The sequence below is a fragment of the Actinokineospora baliensis genome (assembly GCF_016907695.1).
Taxonomy (GTDB): domain Bacteria; phylum Actinomycetota; class Actinomycetes; order Mycobacteriales; family Pseudonocardiaceae; genus Actinokineospora; species Actinokineospora baliensis.
Map to the genome: position 1 here is coordinate 3,406,613 of NZ_JAFBCK010000001.1, position 19,656 is coordinate 3,426,268.

General features: G+C 71.8%; 21 protein-coding genes. 6 read left to right on the forward strand and 15 right to left on the reverse strand.

The annotated features are described in order from the left end of the window. Nucleotides 1-63: 63 nt before the first annotated feature. On the forward strand, nucleotides 64-1,224 hold the full coding sequence (locus JOD54_RS16330; RefSeq protein WP_204451348.1) for a DUF1015 family protein: 1,161 nt from the start codon (nucleotides 64-66) through the stop codon (nucleotides 1,222-1,224). On the opposite strand, the gene JOD54_RS16335 is transcribed toward JOD54_RS16330, so the two are convergent. From JOD54_RS16335 to JOD54_RS16385, 11 genes are all read right to left on the reverse strand, one after another. Beyond that, nucleotides 1,221-2,399 carry a cation:proton antiporter gene (locus JOD54_RS16335; protein ID WP_204451349.1) on the reverse strand — a complete coding sequence of 393 codons (1,179 nt, stop codon included), beginning with the start codon at nucleotides 2,397-2,399 and terminating at the stop codon, nucleotides 1,221-1,223. The two genes, JOD54_RS16330 and JOD54_RS16335, sit on opposite strands and share 4 nt — an antisense overlap. Before the next feature lie 13 nt (nucleotides 2,400-2,412). Continuing rightward, on the reverse strand, nucleotides 2,413-2,886 hold the full coding sequence (locus JOD54_RS16340) for a cation:proton antiporter regulatory subunit (protein WP_204451350.1): 474 nt from the start codon (nucleotides 2,884-2,886) through the stop codon (nucleotides 2,413-2,415). 38 nt (nucleotides 2,887-2,924) lie between these two features. After that, nucleotides 2,925-3,479, reverse strand: coding sequence for a DUF4240 domain-containing protein (locus tag JOD54_RS16345; protein WP_204451351.1), 555 nt, complete (start codon nucleotides 3,477-3,479; stop codon nucleotides 2,925-2,927). Between the two features lie 68 nt (nucleotides 3,480-3,547). Continuing rightward, nucleotides 3,548-4,636 (reverse strand): acyl-CoA dehydrogenase family protein, encoded by a 1,089-nt coding sequence (locus tag JOD54_RS16350; RefSeq protein WP_307860103.1) that lies wholly within the window; start codon nucleotides 4,634-4,636, stop codon nucleotides 3,548-3,550. A gap of 109 nt (nucleotides 4,637-4,745) precedes the next feature. After that, on the reverse strand, nucleotides 4,746-5,147 hold the full coding sequence (locus tag JOD54_RS16355) for a RidA family protein (protein ID WP_204451353.1): 402 nt from the start codon (nucleotides 5,145-5,147) through the stop codon (nucleotides 4,746-4,748). Next, nucleotides 5,144-5,962, reverse strand: a complete 819-nt coding sequence (locus JOD54_RS16360) for an enoyl-CoA hydratase family protein (RefSeq protein ID WP_204451354.1) — start codon at nucleotides 5,960-5,962, stop codon at nucleotides 5,144-5,146. The genes JOD54_RS16355 and JOD54_RS16360 overlap by 4 nt, the downstream gene beginning before the upstream one ends. A 13-nt stretch (nucleotides 5,963-5,975) precedes the next feature. Continuing rightward, entirely contained in the window at nucleotides 5,976-6,662 is a 687-nt protein-coding gene (locus JOD54_RS16365) for an SDR family NAD(P)-dependent oxidoreductase (RefSeq protein WP_204451355.1), read from the reverse strand. After that, complete coding sequence (locus JOD54_RS16370; RefSeq protein ID WP_204451356.1) at nucleotides 6,659-8,191, reverse strand: benzoate-CoA ligase family protein; 1,533 nt, start codon at nucleotides 8,189-8,191, stop codon at nucleotides 6,659-6,661. The genes JOD54_RS16365 and JOD54_RS16370 overlap by 4 nt, the downstream gene beginning before the upstream one ends. Before the next feature lie 10 nt (nucleotides 8,192-8,201). Next, nucleotides 8,202-8,951 (reverse strand): creatininase family protein, encoded by a 750-nt coding sequence (locus tag JOD54_RS16375; RefSeq protein ID WP_204451357.1) that lies wholly within the window; start codon nucleotides 8,949-8,951, stop codon nucleotides 8,202-8,204. Then, entirely contained in the window at nucleotides 8,948-10,867 is a 1,920-nt protein-coding gene (locus tag JOD54_RS16380) for an FAD-dependent monooxygenase (protein WP_204451358.1), read from the reverse strand. Before JOD54_RS16380 ends, JOD54_RS16375 begins: the two co-directional genes overlap by 4 nt. Beyond that, the gene (locus tag JOD54_RS16385) at nucleotides 10,867-11,667 is read right to left on the reverse strand and encodes an LLM class flavin-dependent oxidoreductase (RefSeq protein ID WP_307860104.1); all 801 of its coding nucleotides are present in this window, start codon (nucleotides 11,665-11,667) and stop codon (nucleotides 10,867-10,869) included. The genes JOD54_RS16380 and JOD54_RS16385 overlap by 1 nt, the downstream gene beginning before the upstream one ends. Nucleotides 11,668-11,749: 82 nt before the next feature. On the opposite strand from JOD54_RS16385, the gene JOD54_RS16390 reads away from it, so the two are divergent. Genes JOD54_RS16390 through JOD54_RS16405 form a run of 4 tightly spaced genes read left to right on the forward strand, consistent with a single transcriptional unit; the run spans nucleotide 11,750 to nucleotide 15,572 of the window. Then, complete coding sequence (locus JOD54_RS16390) at nucleotides 11,750-12,547, forward strand: PaaX family transcriptional regulator (RefSeq protein ID WP_204451360.1); 798 nt, start codon at nucleotides 11,750-11,752, stop codon at nucleotides 12,545-12,547. Then, nucleotides 12,544-13,374, forward strand: coding sequence for a tryptophan 2,3-dioxygenase (locus JOD54_RS16395; protein WP_307860106.1), 831 nt, complete (start codon nucleotides 12,544-12,546; stop codon nucleotides 13,372-13,374). Before JOD54_RS16390 ends, JOD54_RS16395 begins: the two co-directional genes overlap by 4 nt. After that, nucleotides 13,371-14,531 carry an aminotransferase class V-fold PLP-dependent enzyme gene (locus JOD54_RS16400; RefSeq protein ID WP_204451361.1) on the forward strand — a complete coding sequence of 387 codons (1,161 nt, stop codon included), beginning with the start codon at nucleotides 13,371-13,373 and terminating at the stop codon, nucleotides 14,529-14,531. The genes JOD54_RS16395 and JOD54_RS16400 overlap by 4 nt, the downstream gene beginning before the upstream one ends. Before the next feature lie 33 nt (nucleotides 14,532-14,564). Beyond that, entirely contained in the window at nucleotides 14,565-15,572 is a 1,008-nt protein-coding gene (locus tag JOD54_RS16405; protein WP_204451362.1) for a cation diffusion facilitator family transporter, read from the forward strand. Nucleotides 15,573-15,753: 181 nt separating this feature from the next. Here the strand turns inward: JOD54_RS16405 and JOD54_RS16410 are convergent, their stop codons facing one another. Together JOD54_RS16410 and JOD54_RS16415 are read right to left on the reverse strand one after the other, a co-directional pair. Further along, nucleotides 15,754-16,197, reverse strand: coding sequence for an ATP-binding protein (locus JOD54_RS16410; protein ID WP_204451363.1), 444 nt, complete (start codon nucleotides 16,195-16,197; stop codon nucleotides 15,754-15,756). A gap of 55 nt (nucleotides 16,198-16,252) precedes the next feature. After that, on the reverse strand, nucleotides 16,253-17,164 hold the full coding sequence (locus JOD54_RS16415; RefSeq protein ID WP_204451364.1) for a Ppx/GppA phosphatase family protein: 912 nt from the start codon (nucleotides 17,162-17,164) through the stop codon (nucleotides 16,253-16,255). 222 nt (nucleotides 17,165-17,386) lie between these two features. On the opposite strand from JOD54_RS16415, the gene JOD54_RS16420 reads away from it, so the two are divergent. Continuing rightward, nucleotides 17,387-18,346 carry a DNA polymerase domain-containing protein gene (locus tag JOD54_RS16420; protein WP_204451365.1) on the forward strand — a complete coding sequence of 320 codons (960 nt, stop codon included), beginning with the start codon at nucleotides 17,387-17,389 and terminating at the stop codon, nucleotides 18,344-18,346. Here JOD54_RS16420 and JOD54_RS16425 read toward each other — a convergent pair whose 3' ends face one another. Both JOD54_RS16425 and JOD54_RS16430 read right to left on the reverse strand, forming a co-directional pair. Further along, entirely contained in the window at nucleotides 18,347-18,883 is a 537-nt protein-coding gene (locus JOD54_RS16425; protein ID WP_204451366.1) for a TlpA family protein disulfide reductase, read from the reverse strand. A 432-nt stretch (nucleotides 18,884-19,315) separates the two neighbouring features. Further along, a complete protein-coding gene (locus JOD54_RS16430; RefSeq protein ID WP_204451367.1) occupies nucleotides 19,316-19,633 on the reverse strand; it encodes a hypothetical protein in 318 nt (105 codons plus the stop codon). Nucleotides 19,634-19,656 lie beyond the last annotated feature (23 nt).

Consider the following 19,656-nt stretch of genomic DNA (forward strand, 5'->3'; position numbering starts at 1 on the left):
GCGGGCGCGGGATCCGGTCGTGCCGCGCCGCCCGGTGATCACCGATGGGGCACGATGATCGGTATGACCGAGTGGGTTCGCCCGATCACACGGGGGTGGCTGGTCCGGGCCGAGGTGCCGGGACCGGACGTCGACGAGTTCGCTGACGCCGACCGGGTGGTGGCGGCGCTGGCGCGGCCGGGGACCGGTGGGTCCCTGCTGGCCGTGCAGCACCCGCACCGCACACCGGCCGCGCTGGCCGCCGGGCGCGGGCTGCTCGACGTGCTCGCCGAGGCGAGGCGGACGTTGCGGGACCTGGAGCGCACCGCGTACCGGCCGGTCGTCGACGTGATCGCGCCCTACCGGGTGGACGGTCCGGACGGGTCGGCGACCGGGGTGCTGTGCATGGTGGACCCCGCCGCGGTCGGCGCCGACGGCGTGTCCTGGGTGCGCCACAGCGAACAGGTCTACCCGGACGTCGTCGCCGAGCGGGCCGCCGTCCTCACCGGACTCGGCTGCGCCACCAGCGCCGCCCTGCTGATCCCGGTCACCGACGGGGAGTTGCTCACCGACACCGTCGACCAGGCGATCGCCGCGGCCGGGGCGCCCGCCGTCTCCACAGTGGACTCAGCCGGGCGGCGGCACCGGGTGTGGCTGCTCGGGCCGGGTCCCATCCGCGACGCCGTGCTGTCGGTGGTGGCCGCGCGGCCGTTGATGGTCGCCGACGGCAACCACCGGGTCGCCGCCGCGGCCGCGGCCGATCTGGGTGGGCTGCTCGCGTTGGTCACCGCCGGTCCCGGCTTGCGCATCGGCGCTTACCACCGCGTCCTCACAGGTACCGGGCTCGACGCGGACGCGTTGGCCACCGCCTGGCGCTCGGTCGGTGTGGAGGTTCGCGAGGTGCCCGCGGCGGACCCGCCCGCGCACCCCGGTTCGGTGGTCGTCGAGTCGCACGGCCGGTTCCTGTGCCTGGACCTTCCACCGTCCACAGCGCTCGACCACGCCCAGGTCGAACAGCTCCTGCTGCACGACGCGCTGCGCCTGGACCCGGAAGGACCGCACGTGCGGCCGCTGCCGGAAGGGCGCACCCCGGACGTCGAGGTCGACGCGGTGCTGCGGTTGGCGCCCGTCCCGCTCGCGCAGGTGCTCGCCGTGCACGCCGCCGGTGGGCGGATGCCGCGCAAGAGCACCTACTTCACGCCGAAACCGCGCAGCGGCCTGCTGCTGGCCGACCTGGACCGCTAGGCCGTCGCCGGTCGCGGCTTGCCCATGAACACCCGGGTGACCGGCTCGACCACGCGGGCCGCGACCGGGCCGAGGATGGCCATCAGCAGCACGTAGGCGGTGGCCAGGGCGGCCAGTTGCTTGTCGACGGCGCCCGCGCTGACCGCCAGGCCCGCGATGACGATGGAGAACTCGCCGCGGGCCACCAGCGCGGCGCCCGCCCGCGCTCTGCCGAGCGTGGAGATGCCCTGCCTGCTCGCGGCGAACCAGCCGGTGCCGATCTTGGTGGCGGTGGTCACCACGGCCAGCGCGATGGCGAAGCCCAGCACCGGCGGGATGCTGCTGGGGTCGGTGTTGAGGCCGAACACCACGAAGAACATCGCCGCGAACAGGTCCCGCAGCGGTTCGAGGAGCTTGGTGGCGTTCTCCGCCGTGGACCCGGAGATCGCGATGCCCAGCAGGAACGCGCCCACCGCCGCCGACACCTGCAGCTGCGAGGCCAACCCGGCCACCAGAAGCGCGGCACCGAGCACGCGCAGCAGGAACACCTCCGGCTCGGGACTGTCCACCAGCACCGAGACGTACCGGCCGAACCGCAGCGCCACGACGAGGACAACGGTCACGGCCACCAGCGCCACACCGACGGCGGTGAGGCCGCCGAGCAGCGTCGCCCCGGCCAGCAGCGCGGTGAGGATCGGCAGGTACACCGCCATCGCCAGGTCCTCGAACACCAGGATCGACAGGACCACCGGGGTCTCCCGGTTGCCCAGCCTGCCCAGGTCGCCGAGGACCTTCGCCACGATGCCCGACGACGAGATGTAGGTGACGCCCGCCATCGCCAGCGCGCCCACCGGCCCCCAGCCCAACCACAGCGCCACCGCGGCGCCGGGCAGGGCGTTGAGCACGATGTCGACCACGCCCGCCAGCCAGGACCGCTTCAACCCGGTGACCAGCTCGGCCGCCGAGTACTCCAGGCCCAGCAGGAGCAAGAGCAGGACGACGCCGATCTCACTGGCGATCGCGGTGAAGCCCTCGATGCCTTCTAAAGGGACCAGCCCGCCCGCGCCGAACGCGAGCCCGCCGATCAGGTACAGCGGGATCGGGGACACGCCGATGCGCCAGGCCAGCCTCCCGAGCACACCCAGCCCGAAGAAGACCGCACCCAGCTCGATCAACGAGATGGAGGAATCGTGCAACTGCCTGACCCCGTCAGCCGCGTTCGAGGACTTCGGCGGCCTTGGCCAGGCCGTCGGCGGTGCCGACCGTGACTAACAGGTCGCCCCCGCCCAACGCGAAGTCCGGCTGCGGCGACGGGTGCACGGTGCCCGCGCGGACCACCGCGACCACCGAGACCGCCGTGCGCGTGCGCAGCGCCGTGTCGCCGAGCGTGCGCCCGTCGTAGGGCGAGTTCGGGGCGATCGGCAGCTGCCGGGTGCTGACCCCGGGCGCCTGGTCGCGCAACTGGGCGACCAGGTTCGGCGCGCCGAGCAGGTTGGCCAGCGCGGCCGACTCCTCGACGGTCAGCGGGATCGACGCGACGCAGGAGTCCGGGTCGTCCTGGCGGGACACCACCAGGTCGAAGTGCCCGTCCCGGTGCGTGATCACCCCGATCCGGCGCCCGGTCCTGGACACGAAGTCATGACGGGTCCCGATACCCGGCAGCGGGGTCACCTCGACGTTCACCACACCACCGTAACAAGCGAAGTGCCCGTTTCGTTCCCTCAGCCCCTGGCGCGCCCCGGTCCGAACAGCTCCCACAGCCGCGGCAGCCTGGCCCGCACCTGCGCCTCGTCCTCGATGTCCCACTCGGCGTCGGCCGGGCGCCCCTCCCGCGCGGGCGGCACCGCCAGCTCGCGGCCGGTGACCTCCTGGTGCGCCTCGTGCGCGGCGAAGTCCAGGCTCTCCCACTCCGGCCAGTCCTGGTCGGACCACTCCCGCATCGGCCTGGCCGCCAGCGCCCGCACCGCGGGCACCTCCGCCAGGCTGTCCGGCTCGACCACGGCCCGCTCGAACACCCCGCGACCGAGCGTCAGCAGCCACAACTGGAAGTAGCAGAACCCGTCGCCGGAGCACCCCTCCTCGATCAGGTGCGCCGCCGCCCACATCGTCCAGGTGTCGGCCGACCGCCGAACCCCGGCCAACCGACCGGCGAAGTCCACCACCTCCGCCACCGGCAACCGGGTCAGCTCCTCGGCCAACCACTCGCTCTGCTCATCACGATCCCCCGGCTGCTCCGTCGTCCTGCTGATCAACTGCCAGAACGCCTCGTCGGTCATGGGGTGATCATGCCGGTCCACCCCGACACCGGGGAACGACCATGATCATCGAGGCTGGGCGGCGGGTGTCAGCGGAAGAGGTGGCGGGCGATGATCTCGCGTTGGATCTCCGAGGCGCCCTCGTAGATGCGGGGGGCGCGGACCTCCCGGTAGAGGTGTTCGAGGAGGTGGCCGCGTTCCAGGGCTCGGGCACCGTGCACCTGGATGGCCAGGTCGACGGCGGTTTGGGCGGTTTCGGTGGCGAAGAGCTTGGCCATCGCGGAGAGGTGGCCGGTGGTGCCGGGGGCGGTGTCGTAGGCGGTGGCGGCGTTGTGCACCAAGAGGCGGGCGGCGTGGATGCGGGTCGCCACGTCGGCCAGTTGGTGGGAGATCCCCTGGAAGGCGGACAGCGGCTTGCCGAACGCCTGGCGGGCGGCGGCGTGCGCGACGGCGGCGTCGAGGGCGGCCTGGGCCATGCCCACGGCGAAGGCGCCGACGCTGGGGCGGAACATGTCGAGGGTGCGCATGGCCACCGACCAGCCGCCGTTGACCTCGCCGAGGACGTTGGCGCGCGGGACGCGGACCCCGGTGAAGCGAAGACGGCCGATGGCGTGCGGGGCCAGCAGGTCCAGCGGGTCGCCGTCGAGGCCGGGGGAGGTGCCGGGGACGGCGAAGGCCGTGATGCCCTTGGCGCCGGTGTCGGCGGTGCGGGCGAACACGGAGTAGACGTCGGCCTCGGGGGCGTTGGAGATGTAGGTCTTCTCCCCGGTGAGGACGAAGTCGTCCCCATCGGCCGTGGCCAGCAAACCCAGGTGGGCGGCGTCGGAGCCCGCGTCGGGCTCGGTCAGCGCGAACCCGACGGCCGCGTCACCGGCGGCGATGCGGGGGATCCAGGTGTCGACGGTCTCCGGGGAGCCCGCGAGCAGGATCGGGTACGCGCCTAGGCCCTGCAGAGCGAACGCGGTCTCTGCCTCGGTGCAGTACCTGGCCAGCGCCTCGCGGATCTCGCACAGGGCCATGGCCTTGGCGGGGCCGTCGCCGAAGATCTCGGCGAGGACGCCGTGGTCGGCGAGTGCTTTGAGCAGGGGTCGGTTCAGGCGGCCGGGGGCGCCGGTTTCGGCTGCTACTCGGAGTGGGCCTTGGGCGAGGTGTTCGCACCGGGTGCGGAGGTCAGTCACGGGGATCACCGCCGTTCCGGAGAGTTCGTTGAGCTATCGGGGATGCCGCCCTCGATCGCTGTCCGAAGTGGAGTCTGGTCGGGTCGTTCGCGCCGGGTGCGGAGGTCGGTCACGGGATCACCGCCGTTCCGAGGAGTTCGATGAGCGCTTCCTCGTCGAACAGCGACGTGACGCCGAAGAGGGCCACTGCTGGGTAGTGGCGGCCGAAGTGCTTGCGCCACAACGGGCCCAGCTCGGGCAGGGCCGCCTTGTACGCACGCACGTCGGTGACGTAGATGAGCAGTGAGACCAGGTGTTCCGCTGTCGCGCCGGAGGCCGCGAGCGCGGCGACGACGTTGGCTGCCGCCTGGTCGAATTGGTCGGCCATGGTGGTGCCGACGATGGCGCCGGTGCTGTTCTGGGCGGTTTGGCCGCCGAGGTGCACGGTGCTGCCGGGGGCGGCGACGACGGCGTGGGCGAAGCCGACCGGGGGGGCCAGGTCGGGCGCGGTGACGATCCGGTGCGGGGTCATCGGCCGGTCCACTTGGGTGCGCGGCCCGCTTGCCACGCCGCGTAGAACTCGGCGTGGTCGGCTGACTTCATCAGCAGGGCCTGGCTCACGGCCTCCAACTCGATGGCCGTCGCGAGGTCCACGTCCTGCTCCCTGGTCAGCAGCACCTTGGTCGTCGAGTACGCCAGCGCCGGGCCGTCGGCCAGGCGCCGGGCCAAGGACGTCGCCGCCGCGGGGAGGTCGTCGACGATGGTGCCCAGGCCCAGTTGTTCGGCCCGGACGGCGTCGACCTTGTCGCCGAGGATGAGCAGCTCCGTGGCGCGCCCGAGCCCGATCAGCCGGGGCAGCAGGTACGCCGAGCCCATGTCGGCGCCCGCGAGGCCGACCTTGGTGAACAGGAACGCGAACGCCGCTTCCCTTGCCAGCAGGCGGAAGTCCGCAGCAAGTGCCAGCACAGACCCCGCGCCCGCGGCGATCCCGTTGACCGCGGCGATCACCGGCATCGGGCACTCCCGCAGCGCCCGCACCACGGCCCCCGTCATCCGGGTGAACTCCAACAACTGCGCGGCGTCCATGGCCCGCAGCGCGCCGATGATCTCCTCGACGTCGCCGCCCGAGCAGAACCCTCGGCCGTTGCCGCGCAGCACCAACACCTTCGCGTCACCCCGGTGCGGCAACTCGGCGACGAGGTCCCGCAGGTCCGCGTACGCCTCGAAGGTGAGCGCGTTGAGCTTCTCCGGCCGGTCCAGCGTCACGGTCGCGACCCCGTCCTCGACCGAGAACCCGAAGTGCGACCACGACCCGGTGACACCAGCCGACGCCCGGAAGGGGCTCATCGCTGACCTCCGCTCACTGAACTCCTCCTCCGTCGAGCACCAAAGACTGCCCGTTGACCGCCCCCGCCTCGGCCGAGGCCAGGAACCACACCGCGAACGCGACCTCTTCCGGCTCCAGCAACCGCCCCAGCGGCGACGCCCCGGCCAGGGCGGCCTCCGCGTCGACCGGGGACCGGCCAGTGCGCTCCGCGATCACCCGGGTCGCCTCCGCCACGATGTCGGTGCGGGTGAACGTCGGGCACACCGCGTTCGAGGTCACGCCCGTGCCCGCCACTTCCGCGGCCACCGCCCGCATCAAGCCGACGGCGGCGTGCTTGGCGGCGGTGTACGCCGCCGTGTAGCGCTGCCCGACCTTGCCCGCGGTGGACGCGACGAACACGATCCGACCCGTGTCACGGGCCAGCATCCCCTCCAGCACGGCCCGCGTGCACAGGAAAGCGCCCAGCGCGTTGACGTCCTGTTGGTCCCGCCACTGGTCGAGCGTGGTCTTCACCAGGGGGGCGCTGGAGGCGATACCGGCGTTGTTCACCAGCACGTCCACCGGCCCGATCCCGGCGAACACCGCACCCACCGCGGCCTCGTCGGTGATGTCGCAGTCGGCCCGGCCCAGGGCGATGACCTCGTCACCGGCGGCCCGGAACCGGGCGGCGACGGCCGCGCCGATGCCCCTGGTGCCGCCGGTGACCACAACACGTCTCATGTGGACACATCCAACGTGCGCAGCGCCCTGCGGTCCAGCTTGCCGTTGGTGGTCCTGGGCAGTTCGGTCACGAACACCACCCGTTCGGGGGTTTTGTGCGGGGAAAGCCGCTCCCGGACGTGGCGCCGCAGGTCGTCCTCGGTCACCCCGCCAGAGCTGACCACGAACGCGTGCGGCCGGATCAGCCCGCCCCGCTCGTGGCCGAGCACCGCGCACTCCACCACCTCCGGGTGGCCGATCAGGCAGTGCTCGATCTCGCTGGGCGCCACCCAGATCCCGCTCACCTTCAGCAGGTCGTCCGCGCGGCCGCGGTAGTGGAACGCGCCGTCGGGGTCCCGCACCACCAAGTCTCCCGTGTGGACGGTGCCGCCGCCGGGGAAGGTGACCGCGGAGCGCTGGGGGTCGCCGACGTACTCCGTGGCCGCGGTGTCACCGGTGATCTCCAGGGTGCCCACCTCGCCGTCGGGCAGCGTGGCTCCGTCGGGGTCGACGACGCGCGCCGAGTAGCCGGGGACCAGGGTGCCGATGCTGCCCGGGACCGTCGCGCCGGGGCGGTTGGAGATGTAGATGTGGTAGGCCTCCGACGAGCCGATGCCGTCGACGACCTCAACGCCGAACGTGGTGTCCCACTTGCGGTGCAGTTCCGGGGGTAACGCCTCGCCTGCCGAGGTGCACAGCCTCAGGCAGCTCAGGTCCTGCTCGGCGGCCAACGGGTGCGCCACCATCGCGGCCATCATCGTCGGGACGTTCACCAGGACCGTCGGCCGGTGCTCGGCGATCAACGCGAACACCCGCTCGGGCGTGGTGCGTTCGGGGAACACGATCCCGGCGCCGCCGACCCCGAAGGGGAACAGCGCGGTCAGGTCCCTCGCGTAGCCGAAGAACAACTTCGGTACGGGTAACACGATGTCGTTCTCGGTGAGCCCCAGCACTTGTTCGGCGTACCAGTTGTGGCTGTTGAGCGGGCTGCGGACGGTGTGCGGGCACGCCTTCGGGGTTCCCGTGCTCCCCGTGGTGAACTTCCACAGCACCACGTCGTCCTGATCGCGCGGCACAGCGTCTAAAGTGGACTCAGCATTGGCCGCCAGTGCGTCGAAGTCGTGCTCGTTGGCCTGTAACTCCAGGTCGGCTGCACCGACGACGAGCACGTGCCGCCCCTGAGTACCCGCTTCCCGTAACCGATCCAGGGTCAGGGGGTCGGCTACCACCACGGAAGCTTCCGTATAGCCGAGGAAGTAGGCGTAGTCCTTTGCTGTCAAGAACGTGTAGACCTCTGCCGTCACCGCGCCGATCTTCTGCGCCCCGAACCACGTCGCGACGAACTCGACGCCGTCGGACAGGGCAAGGAGCACGCGGTCGCCCGGGCGCACCCCGAACGACAGCAGGACGTTGCCGACCCGGTTGGTCGTGGCGGCGAGGTCGGCGTAGCTGCAGTGGCCGGTCGGGCCGAGCAGGGCTGGGCGGTCCGACCGGCCGAGGTCGATGTTGCGGTCGAGGAAGTGGCTCGCGAGGTTGAGCTGGTGGGGCACCGGACTCCTCTCAACGCACCTGGTCGTGGATGGCCTCGACCAGCAGGGCTGTCAGGCTCTCGAACGTCTCCCGCCCCTCCGCGGCGGTCGCTTCGGCCGGGGCGCCGCAATAGGCGTCGACCATGCCCATCTCGACGAACCCGGTTGTTCCCGCTCCCATCGCCGCGGGCATGTCCACCCGCAGCGCGGGCAGAGCGGCCATGGTGTCGGTGTCGACCAGTTCGGGGCGGTCGGCCAGGACGAGCGAGGTCTCGTAGCGGCCGGCGTGGCAGGACCCGGACTGGAACTCCTCGGTCAGCCGCGCGACCGCGGCGCGGCGCAGCAGGTCGAGGTACCCGGTCCGGATCCCCTTGTCCGCCAACGTCTTCACCGCCGCCCGCAACGCGCCGACGTGGGCGGGCTCGAAGTGGTTGTTCACCACGACCACGCGGGTGAACCCCTGCGCGGCCAGCGATGAGCAGATCTCGACGACCAGCGAACCCAGTGTCGTGGCGCTGATCCCGACCGCCCCGGCGAACGCAGAGCCGAACTCCGTCACCCCGTAGGACAACGCGGGCAGGATCTTGACCGTGACCACCGGGTCGTCGGCGAGCCGGTCCGCCGCCCGCTGGCACATGCCCGCGGAGATGAGCGGATCGGTGTCCAGCGGCGCGTGCGGGCCGTGCGGTTCGACCGCCCCCACGGGCAGCAGCAACACGGGTGTCCGCTCGCGCAGCGCGGCCGCCTGTGGCGAGGTCAAGTCGGCGAACCGGTGGCTCATGGCCCCTCCGTCAGCACGCACAGGTCCGCCCGTCCCGCCGCGACGATCGTGTTGACCTCGTCGAACGTGGTCAGGTAGCCGCCGACCAGCGTCGGGATCCCCGCCTCGTTGCGCACCCGGTCCGACAGTGTGGTCAGGTAGCCGCGGCGGTAGTCGGGCCGGAAGTCCGGCAGGGTGTGCCCCGCGCGGACGTGCACGAGATCGGTGCCGTGCGCCCGCAGTTGCGCGGCGAAGGCGATCCCGTCGGCGACGGTCGTCCCGCCCGGCGCCCAGTCCGTCACCGCCAGCCGCACCGACAGCGTGTGCGGGAACGCGGCGCGCACGGCGTCGAGCACGGCCAGCGGGAACCGGTGCCGCTCACCCCACTCGTCGGTGCGCCGGTTGGTCAGCGGCGAGAGGAACCCGGCCAGCAGGTGCCCGTCGGCCATGTCCAGTTCCAGCAGGTCGAACCCGTCCTCGGCGGCCCGCGTGGCGTGCTCGACGAACGACCGCAGCACCGCGTCGAGGTCGGTCAACTCGGTCGGTACGGGCGCGAAGGGGCCGTAGGGGACCGGCGAGGCCGCCACGCAAGGCGCACTCGCCCTGGCGCCAAGGTGTGTGAGCCGCAGCCCCAGGTGCGCGTCGGTCTTCGACCGGACCGCGCTCGACCAGACATGGGCCGCGGTCGTGTCGCCGACGTCCACCGGCCCGGCAAGCACCAGCCCGAACCCGTCGGCCGCCCGCGCGGTCGCTTCGTCCGGTGTGGACACTTCGGCGACCACCCGGTTCGGCAGGTCGCCGAATGGCGCGAACACCGGCGGCGCGGCGATCGCCCGGCCCGCGAACCACGAGTCGATCCGGCGGACCAGGCCCGGGTCGCGCTGCGCCAGGTTCGCGTGCGTGACCCTGCCGCTGCGGGTGAGCAGGTTGACCGCGAACTGGATCGGCTCGAACCCGGTGTAGTGCGCCGTGCGGCTGAAGTACCCCGCGCTCTCGGCCGCCGCCTGCTGGAACCGCTCCACCACCGGCTGCCGCTGCAGTTCGTAGTCGGTCAACGCCGCGTCCAGCGTCGGCTCGGTCGCCAGCGAGGCGGCCAGCGCGATCGCGTCCTCCATCGCCAGCTTGGTGCCGGAGCCGATGGAGAAGTGCGCCGTGTGCGCGGCATCGCCCAGCAGCACCAGGTTGCCCTTGTGCCAGGTCGGCGTGTGCACCAGCGGGAAGTCCAGCCACAGCGACCGGTTGGACCGCAGCCGCGCGCCACCCAGGTCTTCGGCGAAGAGCCGTTCGCAGAACGCGATGCTCTCCGCCTCGGTCGCGGTGTCGAGCCCGGCGCGCTGCCACACCGGCTGCGCGCACTCGACGATCCAGGTGCTGGTCCGCTCGTCGAACGGGTACGCGTGCGCTTGGAACAGGCCGTGTTCGGTGTCGCGGAAGGCGAAGGTGAACGCGTCGAGCACCAGGTCGGTGCCGAACCACACGTACTTGCAGCCCTGCGGCGTCACCTTCGCCCGGAAGTGCCGCTGCCGGGTCTTGCTGTTGGCCCCGTCGGCCGCGACCCGCAGGTCCGCCTCCGGCGGCTCCTCGAGTTCGCTGCCGAAGCGCAGGTCGGCGCCCAGTTCGCTGGCCCTGGTGCGCAGGATCGACAGCAGGTGCCTGCGGGCGATGGCGGTGAACGAGTGCCCGCTCGAGCGGACCACCTCGTCGCGGTAGCGGATGTCGATGCGCGACCAGCGGGCGAACGAGTCGGTGATCTCCGCGTGTGTCTGCGGGTCCGCGTCGCGCAGCGCCTCCAGCGTTTCCTCCGAGAACACCACGCCCCAGCCGAACGTCGCGTCCGGGGCGTTGCGCTCGTGCACCGCGACCGCGTGGCCCGCTTTGCGCAGCAGGATCGCCAGGTACAGCCCCGCCGGGCCCGCGCCGAGGATCGAGACGTCCATCAGAGCGCCTCGATGAGCCGGTCGAGGTCGGCCAGGTCGAGCGTGGTGGGGAACAGGACCAGCTCGTCGCAGCCCGCTTCCTCGTAGCCGCGCAGGTAGTCCTTGATGGCCCGCTCGCTGGTCAGCGCGCCCGCCGCGATCTTGTCGGCGAACGGCCCGGTGAAGGCGTAGTAGTCGCGCAGGTAGTCCTGCCCGCGGTCGGGCTCGCTCAACGCGAGATATCCCTGCCCCCACAACGCGGGGGTGCCGGTGCGGCCGTGGTCGTACCAGGCGGCCCTGGCCTTGGTCGCCGCGGAGGCGAACGCGCGCGGCGGACCACCGCCGTGGGCGTACCCGTCGGCGTAGCGGGCCATCCGCGCCAACGCGGTGCCGGATCCGCCGCCGACCAAGATGTCCACATCGGACAGACCGCCGTCGCGCAGGTGGGCCAGTTGCGTGGACAGGGCCGCGCCCCTGGTCTTCGGGTCGACCCCCGCCGCCGCGTAGTCGTCCTGCCTGGCGCCGATGCCGAGACCGAGGGTGAACCGCCCGCCGGAGACCTCGTGCAGCGACTGGGCCTGCTTGGCCAGCACGCCGGGGGAGCGCAGCGGGCCGATGGCGATCATCGTCGCCAGCCCGATCCGCTCGGTCACCGCCGCCGCGGCGGCCAGCGTGATGAACGGGTCCACGCTGTCGTAGCGCAGCCGGTCGAGCACGGCCAGCGTGCTGAAACCGCCCGCCTCCGCGCGCCGCGCCCACTCGAGCAGCACGCCGCGATCACGGGCGGGAACCGTGTTGGGGAGTCCGATACCGACCTTCACCAGCGTCACACCCTCGTGGCCGTGGTCACCGGGGCAAAACGTTACGGTTGACCCGGCTGAGGTGTCAACTAAGCTCATCCCCGTGTTCGACGCAGCCCCGCAGGACCTCGTGCTGACCATCCTCGGCGCCCACCTGCGCCCCCGCGAGCGCACCACGGTGTGGTCCGGCGGCCTGGTGGCGCTGCTCGGCGAGTTCGGCTCCACCCCCGGCGCGGCCAGGGTCGCGCTGACCCGGCTCGTCCAGCGCGACCTGCTGGAACGGGTCCGCGACGGCCGGATGGTGCACTACCGGGTGACCCCCCGCGCGGCCGCCGTGCTCGCCGAGGGCGACCGGCGCATCTTCACCCTGGGCACCCGCTCCGGTGCCCCCGGCCAGTGGACCGTGCTCTGGCACGCCATCCCCGAGGACCAGCGCCTCGCCCGCGCCCGCCTGGTCCGCAGGCTGCGGTTCCTCGGCTTCGGCTCGGTGCAGGACGGCACCTGGCTGGCCCCCTACGACCGGGCCGAGGAGGTCGCCGCGCTGCTGGCCGACCTCGGTGTCACCGCGCACGCGGGCGTGCTGGTCGGCGCGCCCGCCGCGGTCCCGCGCTTCGCCGACTTCATCAGCCGCGTGTGGGACCTCGCCGCGCTGGAGCGGCGCTACCGCGACTTCGTCACCGACTTCAGCGGCCGACCGGCCGCCGACCCGGCCACCGCGTTCGGCTTACGCGTGCGGCTCACGCACACCTACCGCCAGTTCGCGCTGCTCGACCCGGAACTGCCCGAGGACCTCGTGCCGCCGCCACCGCACCGCGCGGCCGCGGTCGAGCTCTTCCACACCGCCTACCCCGCGCTGGCCGAGCAGGCCCAGCGCCACTTCGACGGAGCGATGACCCCGTGACCGCACCCCAGCACACCACCCCTGACAGCACCGGCCCCGCCGACACACAGGCGGCGCTGACGTACACGTCGTACCTGGCCCTCGACGAGGTCCTCTCCGCGCAGCGCCCGCGCTCCGACGAGCACGACGAACTGCTGTTCATCGTCATCCACCAGGTCTACGAGCTGTGGTTCAAGCAGATCCTGCACGAGCTGGCCCGGCTGCAGGCGGTGCTGGCCAAGGGCGACACCGCCCACGCCACCCGGGTGCTGCGCCGGGTGCTGACCATCCTCAAGGTGATCGTCGCCCAGATCGACGTGCTGGAGACGATGACCCCGCGCCAGTTCACCACCTTCCGCGCCCGCCTCGACGCCTCCAGCGGCTTCCAGTCCGCCCAGTTCCGCGAGCTGGAGGCCGTGCTGGGCCGCCGTGACCGGCGGGCGTTCGCGCACTACCCCGAGGGCGGCGACCAGCGCGCCGCCATCGCCGACGCGATGGCCAGGCCGTCGCTGTTCGACTCGTTCCTGGCCTACCTCGCCATCCACGGCTACCAGGTCCCCACCGACCTGCTCGACCGCGACGTGAGCGAGGCGTCGGTGCCCTCGCCCGAGCTGCAACAGGTCCTGCTCGCCGTCTACGCCGACGACTCGGGGCCCTCCACCGTCGCGGAGTACTTGGTCGACCTCGATGAAGGTCTACAGGAGTGGAGGTACCGGCACGTGAAGATGGTCGAGCGCACGATCGGCGCCAAGCAGGGCACCGGTGGGTCGGCGGGAGCGGCGTACCTGCGCGGCACCCTGTTCGACCCGGCTTTCCCGGACCTGTGGGCCGTGCGGAGCGAGCTGTGAGCGCCGCGGACCTCGCCGCCCACTACACCCGGTTCGGGGTGGCCGACCGGCTGCTGCTGACTGGGCACTCGCACCAGGCGTGGCCGGATGTGGCGCTGCAGGGGCAGATCGAGGCCTTCGACGACGCCGCGCTCGCCGTGGACGAGAAGTGGGGGCGCGCCTTCGCCAAGGCGGACCGGCTGCGCGCGGCCTACGGTGAGCTGGTCGGCGACCCCGGCGGCGACATCGCGCTGGGCGCCAACACCCACGAGCTCGTCGTCCGGTTCCTGTCCGCGACCGACATCACCGGCCGCCCCAAGCTGGTCACCACCGATGGCGAGTTCCACACGCTGCGCAGGCAGTTGGGCAGGCTCGCCGAGGAGTTCGTCCGGATCGTGCGGGTTCCGGCCGAACCGGCGGACACCCTCGCCGAGCGCCTGGCGTCCGAAGTGGACGACCGCACCGCCGCCGTTCTGGTGTCCTCCGTGCTGTTCGAGACCGCGCGGATCGTGCCGGGACTGGCCGCCGTGGCGACCGCCTGCGAGCGGCACGGCGTCGAGCTGCTGGTCGACGCCTACCACGCGCTCGGCGTCGTCCCGTTCAACCTCGACGGCCTCGCCGACGCGTGGGTGGTCGGCGGTGGCTACAAGTACCTGCAACTGGGTGAGGGCAACTGCTTCCTGCGGCTGCCGCCGCACGCCCAGCACACCCGTCCCGTGATCACCGGCTGGTACGCCGAGTTCGCCGCGCTCGCCGACGAACGGGACCCCACCCTCGTCGCCTACGGGCCGGGCGCGACGCGCTTCGCCGGGGCCACCTACGACCCGACCAGCCACTACCGGGCGGCCAGGGTGCTGGACTTCTTCGCCGAGCAGGACCTCACCCCGACCCGGCTGCGGGAGATCTCCCTGCACCAGAACGGCGTGCTGGCCTCGGCGTTCGACGAGCTGGGGCTGCCCGACGAGGTCGTCACCCGCGACCGCGACACCCCGCGCACCGCGTTCGCCGGGTTCCTGTCACTGCGCGCGCCGCGAGCGCAGGAGTTCCAACGCGCGCTGGCCGAGCGCGGTGTCCTCACCGACAGCCGGGGCGAGCACCTGCGGTTCGGGCCCGCGCCCTACCTGCGCGACGACCAACTGCGGGCGGCGGTGGCCGCGCTGGGGGAGATCGCGAGCTGAGCGGGCCGCCACCCGGCGACTTAGGATCGCCGGGTGGCACCAGACACCCAGTCCCACGGCGGGGAGAGCACGCTCACGGTGGTGCTCGCCGGATCGGTGAACCTGCTGATCGCGGTGCTCAAACTGGTTGCCGGGCTGATCACCGGCTCGGCGGCGATGCTCTCGGAGGCGGTGCACTCGGTCGCCGACACGATCACCGAGGTGCTGCTGCTCACCGCGCTGAAGGTCTCCCGGCGCCCGGCCGACCGCACGCACCCGTTCGGCTACGGCAAGGCCCGCTACTTCTGGTCCCTCCTCGCGGCGGTCTCGATCTTCGCCTCCGGCTCGATGTTCGCGCTCTACGAGGGCGTCGCCACCGTGTTCGGCGCGGAAGAGGACCAGACCGCGCCCGTGGTGGCCTACGTCGTGCTGGCCGCCGCGTTCGCCCTGGAATCGGTGTCCTGGGCCCAAGCCCTGCGCCAAGTGCGCCGCGACGCCGCCGACCAGGGCCGGACCCTACGCGCCCAACTGCGCCACAGCGACGACCCCACGGCCACCACCGTGTTCTACGAGGACTCCGCCGCGCTATCGGGCCTCCTGCTCGCCTTCGCCGGCGTAGGCCTGCATCACCTCACCGGCGACGCCATCTGGGACGGCATCGCCTCCATCGCCATCGGCCTGCTGCTCGCCGGGGTGGCGTTTCTGCTCGGCAGGGCAAACGCCGCACTGCTCATCGGCCGCCAAGCCGCCCCCGACCTGGTCTTCGGAGTGCGCGACCACCTCTCGGCCGCCCCCGAGATCGACGCGGTGGTGGACCTGCAAACCATGCTGATCGGCACCGACAGCGTGCTCGTGTGCGCCCGCGTCGACTTCGACGACACCCTCACGGCGGGGGAGCTGGAACGGGTCTGCGTGCGGCTGGCGGCGGAACTACGGGAGAAGCACCCGGACGTCAGTGAGGTGTTCCTCGAACCGGTGCCGCGCTCGGACGCCGACCTGCGCGCGGCGGTGCTCGCCCGCTACGGCCCCAGGAAGGGGCAGTCGGGCCGGTTGAGCCAGTAGGTCCGACAGTCCACAGTGGAGTTGACTCAACCGCCTCCGCGGTTTCGGTCCGCCCTGTTGTCCACAGTGGAGTGATCGGGTATCGCGGGCTGGTCGGTTGGCGCTGCGGTCGACGGTGGGGTGGTCGGGTGATGTCTCCGCGCTGGTTCGCCCGCTGGGGTCTCCGGGCCAGTCAGACCGGTCAGTCGGTGCTGCGGTCGGCGGTGGAGTGGCCGGAGCGGTCGCTGGTGGTGTCTTCGCGGGCGAACCAAGCCGTGAACGTCGTGCGGCCGTCGGTCACCGAGAGGTTCACCTCCTCGGCCAGTGCCCGCACGATCGCCATCCCGCGCCCGGCCAGCACCACCCCCGACGCCGGTACCCGCCAGCCGATCTCGTCGACCACGGTCACCACGACGACCTCGTCGTCGACGTGGGCGCTCACCCCGAGCACCGCGGTGCGTTCACCGCCGCGGCCGCCGTTGGCTATCGCGTTGCTCATCGCCTCGTCGGCCGACCACACCGCGTCCTCGCACGTGCCTTCAGGCACCCCTGCCGTGGTCAACCAGTCCCGCAGCGCGTGCCGCGCGAAGTGCAGCTGCCCCGGCTCGGCGGGCACCGTCACCGCCCACACCGCCACATCCGTCATGCATCGGGAATACCTCGACCGCCGGGGGTGAAACGGTCGCGTGGTGGTGAACCCGTCACGCGGCGTCGGTGCCGACCAGTTCCGAGCGGTGTTCGCGCAGCGCCAGCAGCAGCCCCTGGGTGGTCGACCACGGGCTGACCACGACCGCGTCGTGCCCGGTGACCTCCATCAACGCCCGCGCGGCCACCGCGCCCGCCAGCGACTGCTCGGCGCGGTGCCGGGAGATGCCCGGCAGCTTCGCCCGCCGCCGCGCCGACAACCGGGCCAGGCGCGGGATCCAGCGGTCCAGGTCGGTCACCCGCAGGGTGCGCCTGCCCGCGAGCTTGGCCAGACCGCCGAACACCTTCGAGCACCCCACCGCGCGGCCCCGGTGCAGCGCGGCCAGGTCGTCTTCGGTGAGCGCGCGCCGGATCAGCTCGGCCACCTCGGCTTCGCGGTGGACCAACCCCAGCGCGGTCAGCGTGCGCGCCCCGTAGGGCAGCGACTCGGCGACCAGCGGCTCGTCCGCGGCCCCGGTGGCCACCTCCACGGTCCCGCCGCCCACGTCGAGCACGGTCAGCGTGCCCTCCTTGCCCGACCAGCGGCGCGCCGCCAGGTAGGCGAGCTGTGCCTCCTGCTGGCCGGTGAAGGTCCGCAGCACCACCCCGGTGCGCCTGGCGATGCGCCGCACCACCTCGTCGGCGTTGGCCGCGTCGCGGACCGAGGAGGTGGCGAACGGCACGAACTCGCCGATCGGCAGCCCAGCGCGCCGCGCCCGGCCGCGCACCGCCGCGATCGCCGCGGCGATGGCGTCGACGCCCTCGGCGCGCAGCCGCCCGGAGGCGTCGAGGCCGCGGTCGAGGCGCAGCCGGACCTTGTCCGAGTACAGCGGGGTCAGCGGGGCGTTCTGGTCCGCCGCGACGACGAGCAGGTGCGCGCTGAAGCTGCCGACGTCGAGCACACCGACGGTGTCGAGCTGTGGGCGCATCGCTGCTTCCTGTCCGGGTCCGGCGTTGGTGATATGCCTCTTATGTCAGTGGTATGGGGGTAATTGTTACTCGCCGCCGCGAGTTGGCAAATCCACCGAACCTGTACGGGTGTCGTCGACCAGTGTAAACGGGCCTTCCGGACACCGCCGAAACCCGATCGGGCGAGGTCGGTCGCGGTATACAGTGGAATTCCGCCGTCACCCCTGTGGCACAGTGGGTGGGTGACGAGCGACGAGAACCGCGACGGTGTGTCGCTGACCAACCTCGACCAGCCCCTGTTCGACGGAGCGGACGCCACCAAACGCACCCTCGTCGACTACCTGACCGCCGTGGCCGAGCGGATGCTGCCCGGCCTGCGCGAGCGGCCGCTGTCGGTGGTGCGGATCCGCCCGGGGCAGCCGCCGTTCATGCAGAAGAACACCCCGAAGTACACCCCGGAGTGGGTGCGCACCACCCGGCTGTGGGCCGAGAGCAGCAAGCGCGAGATCAACTACGTGGTGTGCGATGACCGCAAGACCCTGGTGTGGCTGGGCAACCAGCGCGCGGTCGAGTACCACGTCCCGCTGTTCCGCTCCGACGACAACCGCCAGCGGCACCTCGTGCTCGACCTGGATCCCCCACCGGAGGCCGGTTTCGACGCGGTCGTCGCCGCGGCCGCCTTGGTGCGCCAGGCGTTGACCAACGACGGGCTCGCCGCCGCCGTGAAGACCAGTGGCTCCAAGGGTGTCCACATCCTGGTACCCCTGAACCCCGCCGACGCCGACGACATCGCCGCCGCCACCCGCGCCCTGGCCGCCCGCGCCGAACGCCTCGACCCCACCACCGCCACCACCGCCTACATCAAGGACGACCGCCACGGAAAGGTCTTCCTCGACTCCACCCGGGCCTACGGCGCCACCATCGCCGCCCCCTACAGCCCCCGAATCCGCCCCGGCGTCCCGGTCTCCTTCCCCGTCCCGTGGGACGACCTCGACCGGGTCACCCCCGCCGACTTCACCATCCGCACCGCCCTGGACCTCCTCGGCGACACCGACCCCTGGTCCGAGCTGATGCCCACTCCCCAATCCCTCCCGGAAGACCTGGTCGCCGAAGGCCACACCATCCCGGTCGCCCGCGTCCAAGCCATGCACGAGGGCAAACGCCGCGCCAAAGCGCGCGAGGCGGCGGAGAAAGAGAAGTAGTCAGGGCGCCGACTCGTTGGCGACCGCCCGCACGACCGGAACCAGTTCAGACCGCAACAGCCCACCCACGAACAACGACGCGACCCGATGCTCCCTATCGAGCACAAGCGTCGTCGGCACGGCCACGCTGCGGTACTTCTTCAGCTTCAGCATCGTGCGCGCGGCCGGATCGTAGATCGAGCCGTACGGCACCCCTCGGTCCCGCACGAAATCCACAGCGAACCCCCGATCGTTGTCCCGGACATCAATCCCGAGAAACTCCACCGGCAGATCCGCCACCTCCTCCCGAGCCCCGATCAGGTGCTCGGTCTCGCCCCGGCAGGGACCGCACCAGGCCCCCCAGATGTTGACCACCACGACCTCGCCGGAGAAGTCCCCCAACGACACAGCCGTCCCCGGGGACAACAGGCTCTCGCCACTGAGCTCCTCGATGGCAACCCGGTCGCCCGCAGGGATGATCGCACCATTGACGTTGCCCACGCGCGCAGTTTCCGATTGCGTCGACGAACAACCTGAAACAACCGCCAAAATCGCCAATGCGACTACCCGCGCTCGCATTGCCCCCCGAACTGATCCCATTTCTCACATTCTAGCGGACGCCAGAAGTTCCGGTACCAACCCAGCCCCCGAGCCGGCCCGCCCAAACCCAGCCCACCGAGCCAACCCCGCCAACCCACCCCACCGAGCCGACCCACCCAGCCCAACCACCGCCCCCGGAAGTCGCTGGTGCCAACTGCTCGATGGGGTGGACCTGTTTTGTGTGGGGGGACGATAGTCGTAGCCTTGCCTCGCTGCAGGGCCATGCTTTTCGGCCCCTGCTTTGCGGTCCTGCCACGACTGTCGTAGGGGCCCCACGCAAAACAGGTCCACCACATCGAGCCTGCACTCAAATCGCGGATCGGCGCGCGATGCCGAAGGCGAGCCGACGATCCGATGCAATGCCGAAGGCGAGCCGACCAGGACCCCGAATCACCCGCGCGACACATCCCGATAATGGAGCCAGAACGTGTGGGCGTCGAGCACGTGCAGCCCCTGCCTCCCGAAGACGAGGAACCCGCTCAAGCGCAGCGGATGAGCGCCGGTCTGGTCGGTGAGGACGCCTGTTGGGGGGTGGTCTGTGGTGTCGATGCCGAAGGTGACCTCTGGGGCGACCTTTCCCTGTTGGCGCAGGGCGGTGACCCACTGGCTGATGGCGGGCAGGGTCGACGGATCGGTGTAGTGCGCTGCCTGGACCGGGGTGGGCCAGGGTAGGTAGTACCTGGCCACGGTCCCCTTGGAGCCTCTCACGGACCCGAGTCTAGCAGCTCACT